This window comes from Enterobacter cloacae complex sp. BZL2005 (assembly GCF_049238885.1).
Classification (GTDB): domain Bacteria; phylum Pseudomonadota; class Gammaproteobacteria; order Enterobacterales; family Enterobacteriaceae; genus Enterobacter; species Enterobacter roggenkampii.
Map to the genome: position 1 here is coordinate 483,665 of NZ_JBMKGI010000002.1, position 17,217 is coordinate 500,881.

The window sequence follows — 17,217 nt, forward strand, 5'->3', positions numbered from 1 at the left end:
TCACCTGCTGCTGGGTCGCCTGTAGTAGGGTTTTAAATACAGAGAGAAATCAATGTTCACTATCGAAGCAGAAGTACGTAACGTGCAGGGTAAGGGTGCGAGCCGCCGCCTGCGTACCGCTAACAAGTTCCCGGCTATCGTTTACGGTGGCGAAGCTGCTCCAGTTGCAATCGAACTGGATCACGACAAACTGTGGAACCTGCAGACCAAAGCTGAATTCTACAGCGAAGTTCTGACCATCGTTGTTGGCGGTAAAGAAGAAAAAGTGAAAGTTCAGGCTGTTCAGCGTCACGCGTTCAAGCCAAAACTGACTCACATCGACTTCGTTCGCGCGTAATCGCAAACCTGTCGAAAAAAACCCCGCTTCTGCGGGGTTTTTTGTGCCTGCTATTTACCGCCCGAGGTGCGGCGCTGAAGCTGATCGCGCAGATTCGGCGGCGTCCCCTTAATGGTCAGCGTATCGGTGGCCGGATCCCAGAAGATACGTTCCCCCAGCAGCATCGCATCAAAGTTGATGGTTAACCCGCCGCCGCTGCCGGCAAACTTGGTTAACTGACGCAGCGTGCTGCGATCCGCCGGGAAGCTCTCTTCAAGCTCATAGCCCTTCTCTGCGGTAAATTCCTGGAAGCTGACTTCGCTGACGCCCGCCAGCTCTTTTGACAGCGACTCCAGCTCAATCTCTTCCCCAGCCTGCAGCTGTTCGTTGCAGTAGCTGTAAACCTGCTGGCGCACCGTCTGGCGCTCAGATTTATCAAGCTGCGCTTCGGCTGTGAAATCGTCAACCGCCTGGAGCAGCCCTTTGTTCTGCGCTTTGGCGTTAAGCCCTTCACTGGCACCGAGGAAGTCCATGAAGAAATCCGCCACTTTGCGGCCCACGCGTCCCTTCAGGAAAGTCAGGTAGCGGGTCGATTCCGGGTTGGTTTCCCACTCGGTCAAATCAATACGCGCCACGATATCCGCATGGTTGATATCCAGATAGTGCGTCGAGCTGATATCCAGCTGCTCGTTCACGCGCATGCTGCTTAAGTTATTCAGCACGGTAACCAGCAGGTACTCGACCGCCAGGTAGCGGTAGTGGCAGAACAGCACGATCCCGCCGTCGGCGAACGGGTATTTCGCCAGCTCGTCGCGCAGACGCCCGGTTGCCGCACGGCTAAACGCCAGGAAATCCTCTTCACCCTGGCGCTGCAGGCGCAGGCTATCGGCCAGTTCACTCTCTTCGCTGAACAGCCCATAGGCTTTATTTTTGGCGCTGTAGACGCGATGCAGTTCTGCCATCATCTCCACAACGGTCGCCGTAGGTTCCAGTAACGAATCGCGCAGCACCACTTCAAGGGTTTGCTCATCGCGCTTGATAAGCTGGTGCAGGGCAATCTGGTTGATTTCCAGACTCATGATAAACTCTCCTTTTAGACCGGGCGGTATTCAACCACCACCAGGACATGTGTGCAACAACAGATAAAAAAGGGGAAAAAAAGCTGTTGCTACGGTAATATGTTGCCCTTTCATCAACAAACTGATTTTGATTTATGCCACAACATTCCCGCTACAGTGATGAACACGTTGAACAACTGCTCAGTGAGCTGGTCAACGTACTGGAAAAACATAAAACGCCGACCGATCTCTCCCTGATGGTTTTGGGAAATATGGTCACCAACCTGATTAACACCAGCGTTGCTCCGGCTCAGCGTCAGGCGATCGCAAAATCTTTCGCCCAGGCTTTACAGTCGTCCGTCAGCAACGACCCGGCCCATTAAGGGATACGAACAACAGTTTATGGTGACGAATCGTCAGCGCTACCGTGAAAAAGTCTCCCAGATGGTCAGCTGGGGGCACTGGTTTGCCCTGTTCAACATTCTGCTGGCGACGGTCATTGGCTGTCGTTATCTGTTTGTCGCAGACTGGCCAACAACGCTCACCGGGCGTATCTACTCCTGGATAAGCGTTGTCGGTCACTTTAGCTTTTTGGTTTTCGCCACCTATCTGCTGATCCTGTTCCCCCTGACGTTTATCGTCATGTCGCAGCGTCTGATGCGATTCTTGTCCGCCATCCTTGCGACGGTGGGGATGATGCTGCTGCTTATCGACAGTGAAGTGTTCACCCGCTTCCACCTGCATCTCAACCCCATCGTCTGGGAGCTGGTGATTAACCCCGACCAGAACGAAACGGCCCGCGACTGGCAGCTGATGTTTATCAGCGTCCCGGTGATCCTGTTGATTGAAATGCTGTTTGCCACCTGGAGCTGGCAAAAACTGCGTAGCCTGACCCGCCGACGCCACTACGCGAAGCCCGTCGCCGCGCTCTTCTTCGTCTCCTTTATCAGTTCGCACATCATGTATATCTGGGCGGATGCGAACTTCTATCGTCCTATTACTATGCAGCGCGCGAACCTGCCGCTCTCGTACCCGATGACGGCCCGTCGCTTCCTCGAGAAACATGGCCTGCTTGATGCGCAGGAGTACCAGCGCCGTCTTATCGAGCAGGGTAACCCGGAAGCCGTCAGCGTGCAGTATCCTCTGAGCGACCTGCGCTATCGCGATATGGGCCGCGGGCAAAACGTCCTGCTCATCACCGTCGACGGCCTGAACTATTCCCGTTATGAGAAGCAGATGCCTGCCCTGGCCGATTTCGCAAGTCAAAACGTCACGTTTACTCAGCACATGAGCTCCGGTAACACAACCGACGCGGGCATCTTTGGCCTCTTCTATGGCATTTCAGCCGGATACATGGACGGCGTACTCTCTACCCGCACGCCTGCGGCGCTGATCACCGGGCTGAATCAGCAGGGCTATCAGTTAGGGTTGTTCTCATCCGATGGCTTTAACAGCCCGCTCTACCGCCAGGCGCTGCTGTCTGATTTCTCACTGCCGGCGGCACAGAATCAGTCCGATGCGCAGACCGCCAGCCAATGGATAAACTGGCTGCAGCGCTATGCCCAGGAAGATAACCGCTGGTTCTCATGGGTTGCCTTTAACGGCACAACGCTTGCTAACAGCAACAAGAGTGATTTCGCGCGCCGCTACGGCCGCGCGGCGGGTGATGTTGATGCGCAGATTGCCCGCGTGCTTGACGCGCTACGTGAGTCCGGCAAGCTGGACAACACCGTGGTGATCGTGACGGCAGGCCATGGCGTCCCGTTAGGTGACGAGACGAAGAGCATGAGCTGGTCACGCCCTGACCTGCAGGTTCCGCTGGTCATCCACTGGCCGGGCACCCCGGCGCAGCGCATCACTATGCTTACCGAGCATAAAGATGTGATGACCACCCTGATGCAACGCCTGCTGCACGTCAGCACGCCAGCAAACGAGTATTCGCAGGGCCAGGATCTCTTCAGCGCCGCGCGCCGCCATAACTGGGTTACGGCAGCAGGGAATAATACGCTGGTGGTGACCACGCCGAAGCTGACGCTGGTGCTGAACAGCAACGGGAATTATCAGACGTATAACCTGCAGGGTGAGCGGCTAAAAGACCAGAAACCGCAGCTGAGCCTGCTGCTGCAGGTCCTGACGGATGAGAAGCGTTTTGTCGCTAACTGATTAATAATAAACCAGTTAGCGACGGATTTCCTTGCATTCAAAACGGAATCGAGTAGTATTCTTTCTATGCGTCGGCACGTAGCGCAGCCTGGTAGCGCACCGTCATGGGGTGTCGGGGGTCGGAGGTTCAAATCCTCTCGTGCCGACCAAAAACACATTGAAAACCAGCCTCTTATGGCTGGTTTTTTATTTCGCCTCGTCCGGCGTTTTGCGCAGGTATACAAGCGTTACCAGACAAATCACCGCCCCGGCATAAAACGTATATTCCGCCCCAAACGTTTCCCAGATGGCTCCTGCCCCCAGGCTGGCGACTAACAATCCCACGCCGCTGACCAGACTAAAAATGCCGTAGGCGGTACCGCGCAGATCCGCAGGCGCCGTTTTTGCGATCATTGCCGCCAGCAGCCCCTGCGTCATCCCCATATGCACTCCCCAAAGCGCAACGCCCAGAAGCATTCCAGCCCAGTGGGTGCTCAGCGCCAGCACAATATCTGCTCCAATCAGCATCACCAGACCCCACTGCAGTAGCCTGGTGTGGCTCATCCGGTCCGATAACTTGCCAAACGGATAGGCTGAGAGGAAATAAAGCAGATTCATGGCCACCATCACCAGCGGGATCAGCGCCAGCGGCACCCCCGACTGCTGTGCGCGCAGGACAAGAAAGGCTTCACTGAAGCGTGCGAGCGTGAAGATGGCCCCCAGACCAATCACCCACCAGCAGCCTTTCCCGAGACGCCTGAGGTTCTCTTTTTTGATGGGGTTCGTGCGTTTATGTTCGACGGGCGTTTTCGGCTCATGCAGGCCGAAGAAAAGCAGCGCCACGGCGAGCACGCCGGGGATCACCGCGATCCAGAAAATCGTGCGGAAATCATCGTTCCACAGCAGCATCAATCCTACGGCCAGCAGCGGCCCGAGAAATGCGCCGATGGTGTCCATGGACTGACGCAGCCCAAAGGCCGCGCCGCGAAGTTCCGGCGGCGTAACGTCAGCAACCAGCGCATCGCGCGGCGCTCCCCGGATCCCCTTCCCGACCCGGTCGATTAAGCGTGCCCCCAGAATCATGCCGGAAGAAGAGGCGATAGCGAACAACGGTTTACTCAACGCGCCAAGACCGTAGCCCAGAACCGCCAGCCCTTTACGCTTGCCCAGATAGTCACTGATGGCGCCGGAAAACACCTTGATAAACAGCGCAGTGGCCTCAGCCAGGCCTTCAATCAAACCAATGAAAATGACGCTGGCGCCCAGCGTCGTGACCATAAACAATGGCAGCAGGCTGTGAATGATCTCCGAAGAGATATCCATCAACATACTTACTCCACCGACCACCCAGACACCTTTTGGGATCTGGCGGAGCGTGGCAAACCGGGATTGCATTAAGCCTCTCCTGCTTTCTGTAAACAAAGGTGCTCTCAACAGAATATCCTGGAAAGGCGAATAAAAATTATCAGGCATAAAAAAAGCCACCCCGCAGGATGGCTCAGTTATCGCAAATCGGTGCTTAGTGCTTCTCACGTCCGCCCAGGAAAAAAATACCCAGCGGTATAGCCAGCAGAACGGTGAATACCAGACTGTAGACAAAGATCATCGCCGACTGCAGGACATACATGCTGGTTGTCCAGGCTGAGAGTGGAATGTTGTACTGTTCGATGACGCCAACAATGGTGGCCCGCCCCACGCACGCGGCAGCAATCATAAACACGACCAGCAGCGCCAGGAGGAACTTGCGGCCTTCAGGCGTTTTCAGTTTTGCACGAACCATCTCTCTTCCCTTTTACAGATGAATAACATTATATAGAGTCTAAAATAACACAAACGCCTGCCAGACTCCACGCCAGTACAAACACCTACATAAATAACAAATACCTGGTTTATTACGCTGTATATATTGAAAATGTAAGTAAATAACACCAATCATTCACGGCCGCTATGTTAACCTGTGCAAGATCGTTTTGACATAAAGGAATGACAATGAAAAACGCACCTAAATTTGCCATCGCACTCATCGCCGCCGCGTGTGTCAGCACCAGCGCTTTCGCCAGCGAAACACCTAAAGCGCAGCCGCTGGAAAAAGTCGCCCCGTATCCGAAAGCGGATAAAGGGATGAAGCGTCAGGTGATTCAGCTTCCGGTTCAGCAGGATGAAGCGAACTACAAAGTGGAGCTGTTAATTGGCAAGACGCTGGAAGTGGACTGCAACCAGCATCGTCTGGGCGGTCAGCTGGAAAGCAAAACGCTGGAAGGCTGGGGTTACGACTACTACGTCTTTGATAAAGTCACCTCTCCGGTCTCCACCATGATGGCCTGCCCGGATGGCAAGAAAGAGAAGAAATTTGTGACCGCCTATCTGGGCGACAACAGCCTGCTGCGCTACAACAGCAAGTTGCCGATCGTGGTCTATACGCCTGAAAATGTGGAAGTGAAATATCACGTGTGGAAGGCTGAAGAGAAGATTGAGCAGGCTGTCGTACGTTGAAATTAAGTCGGGTGGGGGCTTCGCCTTACCCGACCTACAAAACAACACCGAACATAGGCCGGGTAGGCGTCAGCGCCACCCGGCTTTTTTACCTTACAGCGCGATATCCGCAACCGGTTTGTTTTCCGGCTGAGGCTTCAGCTCCGCTTTTGGCGCAGCATCCGCAGCCTGCGGTTTGATGTACTGCAGCTGCAGTACGCGGCTGGTGTATTCCAGCTCCTGCTCCGTCGCGCTCACGTTACCGTTCAGCTTCGTGCCGTAGGATGGAATAATGGTCTTCAGCTTCGCCTGCCATTCCGGACTGGCGACTTTATCTTTAAACACTTTTTCCATCAGGTGCAGCATGATTGGCGCAGCGGTAGACGCACCCGGTGACGCACCCAGCAGCGCGGCGATGGTACCGTCCTTATCGCTCACCACTTCGGTGCCCAGACGCAGCACGCCCCCCTCTTTCGGATCGCGCTTGATGATCTGCACGCGCTGACCCGCCTGCCACAGACGCCAGTCTTCTTTCTTCGCCTCAGGATAGTACTCTTTCAGCGCTTCGAAACGGTCGTCGTCAGACAGCATCACCTGGCTAATCAGGTATTTCACCAGATCGAAGTTATCCAGCCCCACGTCCATCATCGGCTTGACGTTAGAGGTGGTGGTTGCGCTGAGCAGATCCCACAGGGAGCCGTTTTTCAGGAATTTAGTGGAGAAGGTCGCGAATGGGCCAAACAGCACCACGCGTTTGCCGTCAAGCATACGGGTATCGATGTGCGGAACAGACATTGGCGGTGCGCCCACGGAAGCCTGACCGTACACTTTTGCCAGATGACGATTCACCACTTCCGGGTTATCGGACACCAGGAACTGACCGCCCACCGGGAAGCCCGCGTAGTCATCCGCTTCCGGAATACCGGACTCCTGCAGCAGTTTCAGCGCGGCACCGCCCGCACCGATAAAGACAAACTTCGCCTTGATGACGTGCTCGGCTTCGTTGTTTTTCAGATCGGCAACAGTCACGCTCCAGCTGTTATCCGCGTTGCGCTTGAAACCGCGCACTTCGGTGCTGAGCTGCAGGTTGAAGTTCTCTTTTTTCTTCAGAGACGTCACCAGCTGACGGGTAATTTCACCGTAGTTGACGTCGGTACCAATTTCGGTACGGGTCGCCGCCACTTTCTGGTTCGGGTCACGACCTTCCATGACCAGCGGAGCCCACTCTTTAATCTGCGCGTGGTCTTCAGAGTATTTCATCCCGCGGAACAGCGTGCTCTGCTGCAGTGCGGCGTAGCGCGCGCGCAGGAAGTTGACGTTCTGCTCGCCCCACACAAAGCTCATGTGCGGTACGGTGTTGATGAAAGAGTGCGGGTCGTGCAATACGCCGCTGTTGACCTGGTGAGACCAGAACTGGCGAGATACCTGGAACGCCTCGTTGATCTCTACCGCCTTCTCGATACTAATGGAACCGTCCTTTTTCTGCGGCGTATAGTTCAGTTCCATGAGTGCCGAATGGCCGGTACCGGCGTTGTTCCAGCCGTTCGAACTCTCCTGCGCCACGCCATCAAGGCGCTCGACCATGGTCATTGACCAGTCCGGCTGCAGTTCTTGCAGATAGGTTCCCAGCGTGGCGCTCATGATACCGCCACCGATTAAAAGGACGTCCGTTTCCTGCTCTTTTGGTGCGTCAGCTTTCGCCGCCATGGAGACGGTGTTAAGCCCCACGGCCAGAGAAAAGAGCATGGCAGTCATTTTTTTCATAATTTATGCCTTAGTGTAAAAGTGCTTGATGCGTGGAAATTGCAGGTGAAACAAGCTGCGGGGGCACGGTAACAACTTTTAAATATTGTTTAAAGGTTACGAAATTATTGTAATTGTGAAATTTAATGATGGATTGTTTGTGAGGAATTATCGAAGCGTCTGGTAAAGCGCGGTTTAACTGGCTAGTATGTTGCGTTTTGTGATCGCGCGCACGGAAGCCTGCCCTAACCAGCGAAACGTTATGTCCCTACCCCATTCTGCTGTCTCTCCCGAAAACCGTGTCGCCAGCGTGCTGCGTTCCCCTAAACAGCTGACGCGTGAAACGCTGGCTGGCGTGATTACCGCCCTGGCGCTGATCCCCGAGGTCATCTCATTTTCGGTGGTGGCGGGCGTTGACCCGAAGGTCAGCCTGATCGCTTCCGTGGTGCTGTGTCTTGCCCTGTCTGTACTGGGTGGTCGCCCGGCGATGGTCACGGCCGCGGCCGGTTCCGTGGCGCTGGTTATTGGACCCATGGTGCATCAGCACGGCGTACAGTACATTCTTCCCGCCGTGCTCATGGCTGGCGTAATTCAGATTCTGTTTGGCCTCCTGGGCATGGCCAGACTGATGCGCTTTATTCCCCAGTCGGTCATGACCGGGTTTGTTAACGCCCTCGGGATATTGATTTTCTTTGCGCAGGTTCCGCATTTCTGGAGCCGAAGCCCGCTGATTGTAGGCCTGTTCGTGCTGACGGTGCTGATCGTGCTGTGGGTGCCGCGCTATTTCAAAAGCATCCCTTCCCCGCTGATTGCGATTGTGCTGTTAACCTTGTTTACCGTTTCAACCGGGCAAAACCTGCCGACCGTGGGCGATGAAGGCGCCATGAGCGGCGGCTTGCCGGGTCTTAGCGAACTTCTGGTCCCCCTCAATTTACAGACGCTGAGCATAATCTGGCCGTGCGCGTTGAGCATCGCGTTTGTCGGCCTGCTGGAATCCCTGCTGACCGCAAAGCTGGTGGATGAGCTGACCGCGACGCCGTCAAGTAAACGCCGCGAGAGCATTGGATTAGGCGTCGGCAATATCCTGGCCGGATTTTACGGTGGTATTGCGGGCTGCGCGATGATCGGACAAACCATCGTTAACGTGGAGATGGGGAAAGGCCGAAGCCGCATTTCAACCTTCGCTGCGGGCATCGTGCTGCTGATCCTGGTGACGGCGCTCAGCGACGTGATGGCCAACATCCCGATGGCGGTGCTGGCGGGCATTATGGCCATCGTCGCCGTTAAAACCTTCAGCTGGCACAGCCTTCAGCCGGCCACGCTGAAAACGGCTCCGATTGCTGAAACGGTCGTCATGCTGGTCACCGTTGCCGCCACGGTATCAACCGGCAATCTGGCGATTGGCGTGCTGGGCGGGATTATCGTCATGGTGCTGCTTCCCGCCCGCATTAAGCGTCGGCTTAAAGCAGAAAAATCGTCGCCAGCCCAAGAAAAATAAAGAAACCGCCGGTATCGGTGATGGCGGTGATCATCACGCTCGACCCCACCGCGGGGTCGCGCCCCAGTTTGGTCATGGTCAACGGGATAATAACGCCCATCATCGATGCCACGAGCAGATTCAGCACCATCGCCAGCATCATCACACCGCCTAGCGCCATATCGTCATACAGCCACCAGGTGATGCCGCCCATAATGCCGCCCCACACCAGGCCGTTGATCAGCGCCACGCCCATCTCTCTGAAGATCAGAAAGGCGAAGTTGCCGGGCTGAATATTTTCCAGCGCCAGCGCGCGGACGATCATGGTAATGGTCTGGTTTCCGGTGTTGCCGCCAATCCCGGCCACAATCGGCATCAGCGAGGCCAGCGCCACCAGCTGCGAAATGGTGTGTTCAAAGCCGTCAATCACGCGGGAAGCGATGAACGCGGTACACAGGTTAATGGCCAGCCACGCCCAGCGCGTTTTCACCGCCTTGCCGACGGAAGCATGGACGTCATCTTCCGCGCTGATCCCCCCCAGCGCACGCAGGTCGTTGTCGGTTTCTTCATAAACGACGTCAACGATCTCGTCGATGGTCAGACGCCCCATCAGTTTGCCGACGGAGTCCACGACGGCGGCACTCACGAGGTCATCACGTTCGAAGGTACGCGCCGCTTTTTCCGCATCGTCCTCCGGGGAGAAGACCATCGGCTCGTTTTCCATCACCTCGCTCACCTTCCGCTGGGTGCTGTTGAGCAGGATGGTTTTCAGCTCCAGTTCGCCGAGGAGGGTTTTATCCCGGGAGGTGACAAACAGCTTATCGGTGTTATCCGGCATTTTGCCCAGGCGACGCAGATAGCGCTGCACGGTGCCGAGCGTCACGTCCGGGCGCACCGTGATAACGCCGAACTCCATAATCGCGCCGACGCTGTTTTTGTCGTAATGCATCACCTGGCGCACGCGCGCGCGTTCATCGGCAGGCAGTGACGCCAGCAGGCGGCCGGTCAGGTTTCGCGGCAGGTGTTGAACCAGGTAAATCTGTTCGTCGATATCCAGGGTTTGCAGAGCGTCGAGGATGTCCCGATCGCTCATCTCGTCGATCAGGTCGTCCCAGACGTTTTCCGAGGCCTCAAGCAGCACCTGTCCGCGCTCGTGATCCTGCACCAGACGCCACAGGGCGTGACGTTCTTCCGAGGGAAGCGCTTCCAGGGTATCCGCCAGATCCGGCGGCGGGAGATGAGCAACCAGCGCACCTACCTCAGCAATATCGTCGGCTAACGTGCCGACATCATATTGCTCAGCCAGGGTCAGCTTGCCTAATAGCGTAGACGTGACCGCTTTATCGGTCGTGAGAAGCCAGATCAGTCGCGCACGTTCCTGGTCACGCTGCCTGGCGCTGTTTTTCTTTAATACCGACATCAATCATAAATCCATGAAATAAGTTGGTATTAAGCATAGCGCGAGGATATGTAAATAAGAATAAACAACGGGCCGGGATGGAGAAAAAAGCGGCATATCGTGCAAATCATTGTGCCCGGCGGCGCTACGCTGCACGGGCCTACAAAATCCCAGGCCGGGTAAGGCGAAGCCGCCACCCGGCACACGGGCATCAGGCCGTTCGCGCCACCGCGTCACGCGAGGCCGCATCGCGCGCTTCACCGGTCAGCTCGCTCAGCCTGCCGTCGCGCATCTCCAGCAAGCGGTCAGCGTGAATAAAGTAATGATCGTCGTGGCTGATGGCGAAAATGGTTTTGCCCATCTCCTGCATCAGCGGCAGCAGCACCTGATAAAACTCGCGGCGGAAGTGCGGGTCCTGATCCGCCGCCCACTCGTCGAGCAGAATGATGTCACGCTCTTCCGCCAGCGCCAGCAGCAGCGCCACGCGTTTTTTCTGCCCTTTGGAGAGTTTGAGGTTAAGGATCTTGCCGTCCTGAAGTTCCAGCTTGTGCGACATCTGCAGGTGCGCCAGCCATTTTTCCACCAGCGCAGGATTGGCCTGCTGCCCTTCCGGCCCCAGCAGCCGATCAAACAGCCAGACGTCGGTGAACACCGCCGAGAAAAGCTTGCGGTAGTCCTCGGGCTTCTCCGCGCTCAGCGCCGTGCCATCCAGTAAAATCTCGCCCGACTGCGGCTGATAAAGGCCAGTGAGCAGCATCGCCAGCGTCGATTTACCGCTGCCGTTGCCGCCAATCAGGAACAGCAGCTCGCCGCGGCGGATCGTCAGATTGAGCGGCCCCACGGAGAAGGCGCTGTCCTGATAACGGAACGTGACGTTACGCAGCTCGAGCGTCTGCCAGTTCGGGAAGGCCTGTGGGCGCGGGAATTCGGGCTTAAACCGCGCGAGATCGAATTTTTTGAGTTTATTAAAGGCCACCTGCGCACTCAGCAAGGTGGGCAATGCGCCGACCGCCGAGAGCAGCGGCGTGCGCAAAAACAGCAGCGTCAGTGAGTAGGTTGCCGCGACGTTGGTATCCGCCCAGCCCAGGCTGTTCGCCATCCAGAACACCAGGCCAATGGCGCCCAGCATCATAATGTTTGACCAGTTCACCGCGCTCAGGTGGAAGGTATCGGCGCGAATGATATGGTGCCGGTATTCGCGCGCGTCCGGAATATAGAGATGGTTAAAGATATACTCGGCGCGCTCGCGGTTCAGGGTGAGTTCTTTGCGCCCTTCCAGTACCGTCTGGTAATCGTTATAGAGCTTATCTTCAGTTTCGCGCAGGACCGCCATGTGTTTATAGACGCGGGACACCAGCACAAAACCGCCCCAGATGGTGATGGCAATCCACAGCGCAGTCACCGCCAGCATTTTGCTGGAGAGCCAGGCGAGATAGGCCGCCGAGCCGAAGGTCAGAATGATCCCCTGCACCAGCTCCGGCAGACGAACGAACGCGATAGTAATGGCGCGAACGTCGCTGGTCAGCCCCGCCAGCAGGGAGGCGCTGCCGAGCTGCTCGACGCGCTCGACCTGAGTGTCCAGGATGCGCTTGATAAACTCGCTGCGCAAGCGAAAAACGAAATGGTGCCCGAGCGCAGTCAGCGCAAGCTGGGAACCGAGCGTAACCGCCATCAACAAAAGCAGCAGGCCAAGAAACTCCGGCAATACGGAGAGCGAGGTGTCGACCATTTCAATCAACCGCACGTTAATAAACGCGATCAGGCCAATACCCAGCGCGGCGCTGGCCAGGCTTAACGCCATGACGGCGACGAAGGGCCAGCGGTACTGACGCCAGACGAGGAGAAGTAGTTGCATGCAGGCAATCCGGACAATAAAAATCAGCGAGCAGTGTAAACTGCCCTGCGCGGACATCAAGAATAATTCTTATTTTAGTTTACGCATCCCCGCCTGACGGAAGGTCAGATTAAAGCGGTACTCGCCCGTGAGGGGGTGAACGCCGGGTTTCAGCGGCTGAATGCCGTGATAGTAAAGCCGCGATTCCCTGCCCCACACCACCACATCGCCATGTTCCAGCATGAAGCGTTTGAGCGGATCGTTGCGGCGTAATCCCCCAAACTGAAAAACGGCGGGCAGGCCTAACGATACCGAAACGATAGGCGCGCGCAGATCGGGCTCATCCTTGTCCTGATGCAGCGAGAGCTTCGCCCCGACGGCGTAGCGGTTGATCAGACAGGCGTCAGGACGGAAGTCAGGATAATCCGCCGCCACGGCAGCCTCGTGACAAAGTGCCTGGAAAACCGCAGGCATGGGAGGCCACGGCCGACCTGTCGTGGGATCGTTCGGAGCATACACATACCCACGTTCGTTTGTCGCCCAGCCCAGTTCGCCGCAGTTGGCCATGGCCACCGACATGGTGTAGCCGCCCGGCGTCACCATATGGCGAAACGGTGAAGCCGCTGTGACCTCTTCAATACCGGCAAGCAACGCCTCCGCACGGGAGAGAGCAAAGCGGCGCAGGATAACCGCCCCCGGCGCAAGCGGCTCCTGCCAGGGTTCAGCATCCGCAAAAAGATCGAGCATTATCCCTCCCGGCGTTTCGCCTCACGTTTTAGCAATAGCGCTTTTCGCGCCGCCCCCCAGCGATAGCCCGACAGCGCGCCGTCGTTGCGAACCACGCGATGGCAGGGGATCACAATCGCCAGCGTGTTGGCCGCACAGGCTCCGGCGACGGCGCGTACCGCACTGGGCTGACCAATCGCCTGCGCCACCTGCTGGTAACTTGCCGTTTCACCGCAGGGAATTGCGCGAAGGGCCTGCCAGACGCGCTGCTGGAACGCGGTACCGCGAATATCCAGCGGCAGCGCAAGCGGTACGTCGCGGTTATCAATACTGGCAATGACCTGGTGGATCCGCTGTACGAAGGCGTCGTCCCGCGGCGCGTGCGTTGCTTTTGGAAATTGCGTTGCAAGCTCTGCGGTTAATTCAGCATCGGTGTCACCCAGCAGAATCGCGCAGATCCCCCGCTCGCTTTCGGCGACCAGACAGCGTCCTAACGAACAGTCATCGATAGCATACCGTACGGCCACCTCTCCTTTACGGTACTGCTTCGCCGTCATGCCCAACGCATCGTTGGCTTTACGATAATAGCTGCTGCTGTCGGGAAATCCCGCTGCCAGCACGGCATCGGTAATTTTGTCTCCCTGCGCAAGCGCGGTGCGCAGACGCTGACCCCGCGCCGCCTGCTGCCAGGCTTTTGGCGTCATGCCGGTCACGGATTTAAACAGGCGGTGGAAATGGAAAGGACTCATGGCAACCTGCTCCGCCAACCTCTCCAGAGTTAGCGCAGGATCCTGCTCCAGAAGCCGACAGGCGTGTTCCACTTTTGCCAGCTTTTGCGCCTGCGGATCGCGCTTGTCCGGCATGCAGCGCTTGCATGGACGAAAGCCCGCCTGAGCGGCGTGCCGGGCATCGGGATAAAAGCGGACATTTTTACGCAGCGCGTGGCGGGCGCGGCATGACGGACGGCAGAAAATACCGGTCGTCTGCACGGCGAAGACAAACTGATCGTCAGCGAGCGGATCGCGGGCCAGCACGGCCTGCCAGCGATCCTCATCGGTAGTGAAGGTTGGGTTTTTCATGATCGGCTCCTCGTATAAGCATACATAGAGCGTGCCTGAGCGCCACCGATAAAAAACCCGCAACCTTGCTTTTTAATTTTTGTCGCTGACCAGGAAACTGTTGAACTGCGGCGAGCTCCAGGTTTTAAACCCGTCGCCCTCTTTGGTGATCATATAAACCGCCAGCCCTTCCTGACGGACCACCTCTTTGGCTTTTTCCGGGCCAAGAACCATTAATCCGGTATCCCAGGCATCCGCTTCGAGCGCGGTGGGGGCAATGACCGTCACCGAGACCAGGTTATGCGTGATGGGGCGACCGGTCTGCGGATCAATCACGTGCGAAATACGCTTCCCGTCAAGCTCATAATAGTTGCGATAGCTTCCGGAAGTGCTGATGCCATGTCCGTTGATATCCACTATCGCCTGCACGGCATTTTGCCGATCCGTCGGTTTTTGAATCGCCACGCGCCACGGTTTATCGCTGGCGTTCATGCCCCGACTGACCAACGCGCCGCCCACGGAGACCAGATAACGGGAAATCCCCTCCTGCGCCATCAGTGCAGCAAGATGATCCGCCGCATAGCCTTCCCCGACCGTCGACAGATCGACAAACAGATCGGGAATATCTTTCTGCAGGTACTGCTGCCCGTACTGGTTGATGACGGTCAGATGCTGTAGCCCGGTCCGGGCGCGGGCGTCATCAATGGCCGCCTGTTCGGGCGTCTTCACCGGCTGTTTATTCGGGCCAAATCCCCAGAGGTTCACCAGAGGGCCGACGGTGACATCCATCGCACCGTTGGTTTTATAACCTACGCGCATTGCCTCGGTCACGATATCGGCCATCGCCTCGCTCACCGGCCACAGAGAGGTGCTGGTTGAGAGGTTAAAGCGCATCAGCGCCGAGTCATTTTTATAGGTCGACAGCAGCTGATCGTCGGCGTCCAGCTGTGCCTGGATTTTGCCGCGAAGCTCATCCGTGCGCGTTTTATCGAGGTTCATCACGCTGACGCGCCAGAAGGTGCCCATCGTTTTGCCTTCGAGCACCGTCGCGGCAGGTGCGTCGGTTTTCGCCACGGGCGCGGGATCGTTACACGCGGTCAGGAAAAAAAGCATAGCCAGAAAGCTGGCGCGTAAAAAAGTCATGTCCATTCATTATTATCCTCATGCCAGGGCGGCAAGAGTACACCAAAACGGGTGAGTTGTGAGAATCAGAAAGGCACAAAAAAAGGGGCCATCAGGCCCCTTACGTCACACGATGGCGCGATTAGAACTGGTAAACCAGACCCAGCGCGACGATATCGTCAGTACCGATACCCGCCTGACGGGTGAATTCATTTTCATCAACCAGGTTGATTTTGTAATCCACGTAGGTGGACATGTTTTTGTTGAAGTAGTAAGTCGCACCCACATCAACATATTTCAGCAGATCCTGATCGCCGAAGTTTTCGATGTCTTTGCCTTTAGACTGCAGGTAAGCCACGGATGGACGCAGGCCGAAGTCGAACTGGTACTGAGCAACCACTTCGAAGTTCTGCGCTTTGTTAGCAAAGCCGTAAGCGGTAGTTGGGTTGCTGCCGTTAGAGGTACCAAAACGGGTTGCGTTGTAGGTCTGAGAGTACTGTGCTGCCAGATAGATGTTGTTGGCATCGTACTTCAGGCCACCAGAATAGACTTCTGCGTGATCCCCTTTACCGTATACGCCCAGTGCGTTCTGATCGGCGGTACGTTTGGAGGAGGACATCGCACCACCCACGCTGAAACCTTCGCCCAGGTTATAGGTCACGGATGCACCGTAGCCATCGCCGTTCTGGTTCAGCAGGCTGCGACCGTCGGTGTTTTCACCGCTTACGCTGCCGTTTTTGCCCTGATACTGCAGAGCAAAGTTCAGGCCATCAACCAGACCAAAGAAGTCCTGGTTACGGTAGGTTGCCACGCCGTTAGCACGAGACTGGAGGAAGTTGTCGGCACCATAGGTGTCTCCACCGAATTCAGGCAGAACGTCGGTCCAGGAGGTCACGTCGTAAATCACGCCGTAGTTACGACCGTAATCGAATGAACCTGCTTCCGCGAACTTCAGACCTGCAAAGGCCACACGAGTCCAGGACTGGTTGTCGCCTTCGTCTTTGTTACCCTGAATCTGGTATTCCCACTGGCCATAACCGGTCAGCTGATCGTTAACCTGAGTTTCACCTTTGAAGCCAAGACGCATGTAGGTCTTGTCGCCGTCGTTACCCTTGTCGTCAGAGAAATAATGCAGACCATCGACTTTGCCGTACAGATCTAATTTGTTGCCATCTTTGTTATAAATTTCGGCCGCATTTGCTGCGCCTGCCACCAGGAGTGCTGGTACCAGGAGGGACAGTACTTTAACTTTCATTTTATTAACCCTCTGTTATATGCCTTATAATTGCCACTGCTTACTGGTTAACCCTCATTAACCAGTCGGCAATTTCATTCTCCGCAAAATTACAGAATAATCCAATGCGAATATGATACGAAAACTTTGAAGATGTTTCATCTGTCCATCAAGATGTTTCAAAATGTAAATATCAAGGAACTTTTACAAAGCACAAATAGCTTATAAATTTAGCACTTATAATCAAAAGAAAAATCATACATATAGTAATCAATAACTTATAATAAAAATCGTTACAGCACTGAATGACAAAACAAGATCGCGGCTAATCTCTAAAATATCTCTCGCTATCATCATTAACTTTATTTATTACCGTCATTCAGTTTTGAATGTCTGTTTATCCCTAATTGAGCCGGATGCTTCGCATTCGGTTTTTTTTACCTTTCTTTACGCAACGCCTCATTTTTTGTGCTACCGCACCGAAATTGTAACGACTATTAACTAAATTCTCCCCAGCGATCGTTCGCTAACACACAATTGATGTAAAACTTAATTTCTTGTTAATTCGTGCTATTTGCTGGCCAGCCGCACTTTTTATTTGTACGCGCAGGACGAGTTTGTACATGTTTACCGCGC

The 17,217-nt window shown here is 55.7% G+C and carries 15 protein-coding genes and 1 tRNA gene; 6 read left to right on the top strand and 10 right to left on the bottom strand.

All coding sequences use genetic code 11. From position 1 onward, the window contains the following. The first annotated feature begins 52 nt into the window (after nt 1–52). On the top strand, nt 53–337 hold the full coding sequence (gene rplY, locus ACOTXI_RS06750; RefSeq protein WP_008500956.1) for a 50S ribosomal protein L25: 285 nt from the start codon (nt 53–55) through the stop codon (nt 335–337). A gap of 50 nt (nt 338–387) precedes the next feature. Here the strand turns inward: rplY and yejK are convergent, their stop codons facing one another. Continuing rightward, entirely contained in the window at nt 388–1,395 is a 1,008-nt protein-coding gene (gene yejK / locus ACOTXI_RS06755; RefSeq protein ID WP_008500957.1) for a nucleoid-associated protein YejK, read from the bottom strand. A gap of 134 nt (nt 1,396–1,529) precedes the next feature. On the opposite strand from yejK, the gene ACOTXI_RS06760 reads away from it, so the two are divergent. The 3 genes from ACOTXI_RS06760 to ACOTXI_RS06770 all read left to right on the top strand — a co-directional run bounded on the left by ACOTXI_RS06760 (nt 1,530) and on the right by ACOTXI_RS06770 (nt 3,686). After that, nucleotides 1,530–1,757 (top strand): YejL family protein, encoded by a 228-nt coding sequence (locus ACOTXI_RS06760; RefSeq protein ID WP_008500958.1) that lies wholly within the window; start codon nt 1,530–1,532, stop codon nt 1,755–1,757. Between the two features lie 19 nt (nt 1,758–1,776). Beyond that, nucleotides 1,777–3,537, top strand: coding sequence for an LPS biosynthesis-modulating metalloenzyme YejM (gene yejM / locus ACOTXI_RS06765; protein ID WP_058654850.1), 1,761 nt, complete (start codon nt 1,777–1,779; stop codon nt 3,535–3,537). 72 nt (nt 3,538–3,609) lie between these two features. Further along, nucleotides 3,610–3,686, top strand: a tRNA-Pro gene (locus tag ACOTXI_RS06770). Between the two features lie 37 nt (nt 3,687–3,723). Here ACOTXI_RS06770 and ACOTXI_RS06775 read toward each other — a convergent pair. Both ACOTXI_RS06775 and ACOTXI_RS06780 read right to left on the bottom strand, forming a co-directional pair. Next, nucleotides 3,724–4,911, bottom strand: a complete 1,188-nt coding sequence (locus ACOTXI_RS06775) for an MFS transporter (RefSeq protein ID WP_023294093.1) — start codon at nt 4,909–4,911, stop codon at nt 3,724–3,726. Between the two features lie 124 nt (nt 4,912–5,035). Next, nucleotides 5,036–5,296, bottom strand: a complete 261-nt coding sequence (locus tag ACOTXI_RS06780; RefSeq protein ID WP_008500962.1) for a DUF2534 family protein — start codon at nt 5,294–5,296, stop codon at nt 5,036–5,038. 209 nt (nt 5,297–5,505) lie between these two features. On the opposite strand from ACOTXI_RS06780, the gene eco reads away from it, so the two are divergent. After that, nucleotides 5,506–6,009, top strand: coding sequence for a serine protease inhibitor ecotin (gene eco / locus ACOTXI_RS06785; RefSeq protein WP_421633874.1), 504 nt, complete (start codon nt 5,506–5,508; stop codon nt 6,007–6,009). A 93-nt stretch (nt 6,010–6,102) separates the two neighbouring features. Here the strand turns inward: eco and mqo are convergent, their stop codons facing one another. After that, nucleotides 6,103–7,752: a malate dehydrogenase (quinone) gene (mqo, locus tag ACOTXI_RS06790; protein WP_023325740.1), complete on the bottom strand. Its 1,650-nt coding sequence runs from the start codon at nt 7,750–7,752 to the stop codon at nt 6,103–6,105. 187 nt (nt 7,753–7,939) lie between these two features. Here mqo and ACOTXI_RS06795 point away from each other — a divergent pair, with 187 nt between their 5' ends. Next, complete coding sequence (locus tag ACOTXI_RS06795; protein WP_008500965.1) at nt 7,940–9,229, top strand: SulP family inorganic anion transporter; 1,290 nt, start codon at nt 7,940–7,942, stop codon at nt 9,227–9,229. On the opposite strand, the gene mgtE is transcribed toward ACOTXI_RS06795, so the two are convergent. From mgtE to ACOTXI_RS06825, 6 genes are all read right to left on the bottom strand, one after another. Next, entirely contained in the window at nt 9,192–10,628 is a 1,437-nt protein-coding gene (gene mgtE, locus ACOTXI_RS06800) for a magnesium transporter (RefSeq protein ID WP_008500966.1), read from the bottom strand. The two genes, ACOTXI_RS06795 and mgtE, sit on opposite strands and share 38 nt — an antisense overlap. Before the next feature lie 190 nt (nt 10,629–10,818). Next, nucleotides 10,819–12,462 carry a multidrug ABC transporter permease/ATP-binding protein gene (locus ACOTXI_RS06805; RefSeq protein WP_058654905.1) on the bottom strand — a complete coding sequence of 548 codons (1,644 nt, stop codon included), beginning with the start codon at nt 12,460–12,462 and terminating at the stop codon, nt 10,819–10,821. Nucleotides 12,463–12,531: 69 nt separating this feature from the next. Continuing rightward, nucleotides 12,532–13,188, bottom strand: a complete 657-nt coding sequence (alkB, locus tag ACOTXI_RS06810) for a DNA oxidative demethylase AlkB (protein WP_058654849.1) — start codon at nt 13,186–13,188, stop codon at nt 12,532–12,534. Beyond that, nucleotides 13,188–14,246 carry a bifunctional DNA-binding transcriptional regulator/O6-methylguanine-DNA methyltransferase Ada gene (gene ada / locus ACOTXI_RS06815; protein WP_008500244.1) on the bottom strand — a complete coding sequence of 353 codons (1,059 nt, stop codon included), beginning with the start codon at nt 14,244–14,246 and terminating at the stop codon, nt 13,188–13,190. The genes alkB and ada overlap by 1 nt, the downstream gene beginning before the upstream one ends. Nucleotides 14,247–14,318: 72 nt before the next feature. Next, nucleotides 14,319–15,374: an FAD:protein FMN transferase ApbE gene (gene apbE, locus ACOTXI_RS06820; protein ID WP_008500243.1), complete on the bottom strand. Its 1,056-nt coding sequence runs from the start codon at nt 15,372–15,374 to the stop codon at nt 14,319–14,321. A 115-nt stretch (nt 15,375–15,489) separates the two neighbouring features. Continuing rightward, complete coding sequence (locus tag ACOTXI_RS06825; protein ID WP_008500242.1) at nt 15,490–16,602, bottom strand: porin OmpC; 1,113 nt, start codon at nt 16,600–16,602, stop codon at nt 15,490–15,492. Nucleotides 16,603–17,217: the final 615 nt, after the last annotated feature.

Bases quoted from the DNA above. Each gene is read 5' to 3' on its own strand.
- rplY (WP_008500956.1), top strand. From the start codon at position 53: ATGTTCACTATCGAAGCAGAAGTACGTAACGTGCAGGGTAAGGGTGCG.
- yejK (WP_008500957.1), bottom strand. From the start codon at position 1,395: ATGAGTCTGGAAATCAACCAGATTGCCCTGCACCAGCTTATCAAGCGC.
- ACOTXI_RS06760 (WP_008500958.1), top strand. From the start codon at position 1,530: ATGCCACAACATTCCCGCTACAGTGATGAACACGTTGAACAACTGCTC.
- yejM (WP_058654850.1), top strand. From the start codon at position 1,777: ATGGTGACGAATCGTCAGCGCTACCGTGAAAAAGTCTCCCAGATGGTC.
- ACOTXI_RS06775 (WP_023294093.1), bottom strand. From the start codon at position 4,911: ATGCAATCCCGGTTTGCCACGCTCCGCCAGATCCCAAAAGGTGTCTGG.
- ACOTXI_RS06780 (WP_008500962.1), bottom strand. From the start codon at position 5,296: ATGGTTCGTGCAAAACTGAAAACGCCTGAAGGCCGCAAGTTCCTCCTG.
- eco (WP_421633874.1), top strand. From the start codon at position 5,506: ATGAAAAACGCACCTAAATTTGCCATCGCACTCATCGCCGCCGCGTGT.
- mqo (WP_023325740.1), bottom strand. From the start codon at position 7,752: ATGAAAAAAATGACTGCCATGCTCTTTTCTCTGGCCGTGGGGCTTAAC.
- ACOTXI_RS06795 (WP_008500965.1), top strand. From the start codon at position 7,940: ATGTTGCGTTTTGTGATCGCGCGCACGGAAGCCTGCCCTAACCAGCGA.
- mgtE (WP_008500966.1), bottom strand. From the start codon at position 10,628: ATGTCGGTATTAAAGAAAAACAGCGCCAGGCAGCGTGACCAGGAACGT.
- ACOTXI_RS06805 (WP_058654905.1), bottom strand. From the start codon at position 12,462: ATGCAACTACTTCTCCTCGTCTGGCGTCAGTACCGCTGGCCCTTCGTC.
- alkB (WP_058654849.1), bottom strand. From the start codon at position 13,188: ATGCTCGATCTTTTTGCGGATGCTGAACCCTGGCAGGAGCCGCTTGCG.
- ada (WP_008500244.1), bottom strand. From the start codon at position 14,246: ATGAAAAACCCAACCTTCACTACCGATGAGGATCGCTGGCAGGCCGTG.
- apbE (WP_008500243.1), bottom strand. From the start codon at position 15,374: ATGGACATGACTTTTTTACGCGCCAGCTTTCTGGCTATGCTTTTTTTC.
- ACOTXI_RS06825 (WP_008500242.1), bottom strand. From the start codon at position 16,602: ATGAAAGTTAAAGTACTGTCCCTCCTGGTACCAGCACTCCTGGTGGCA.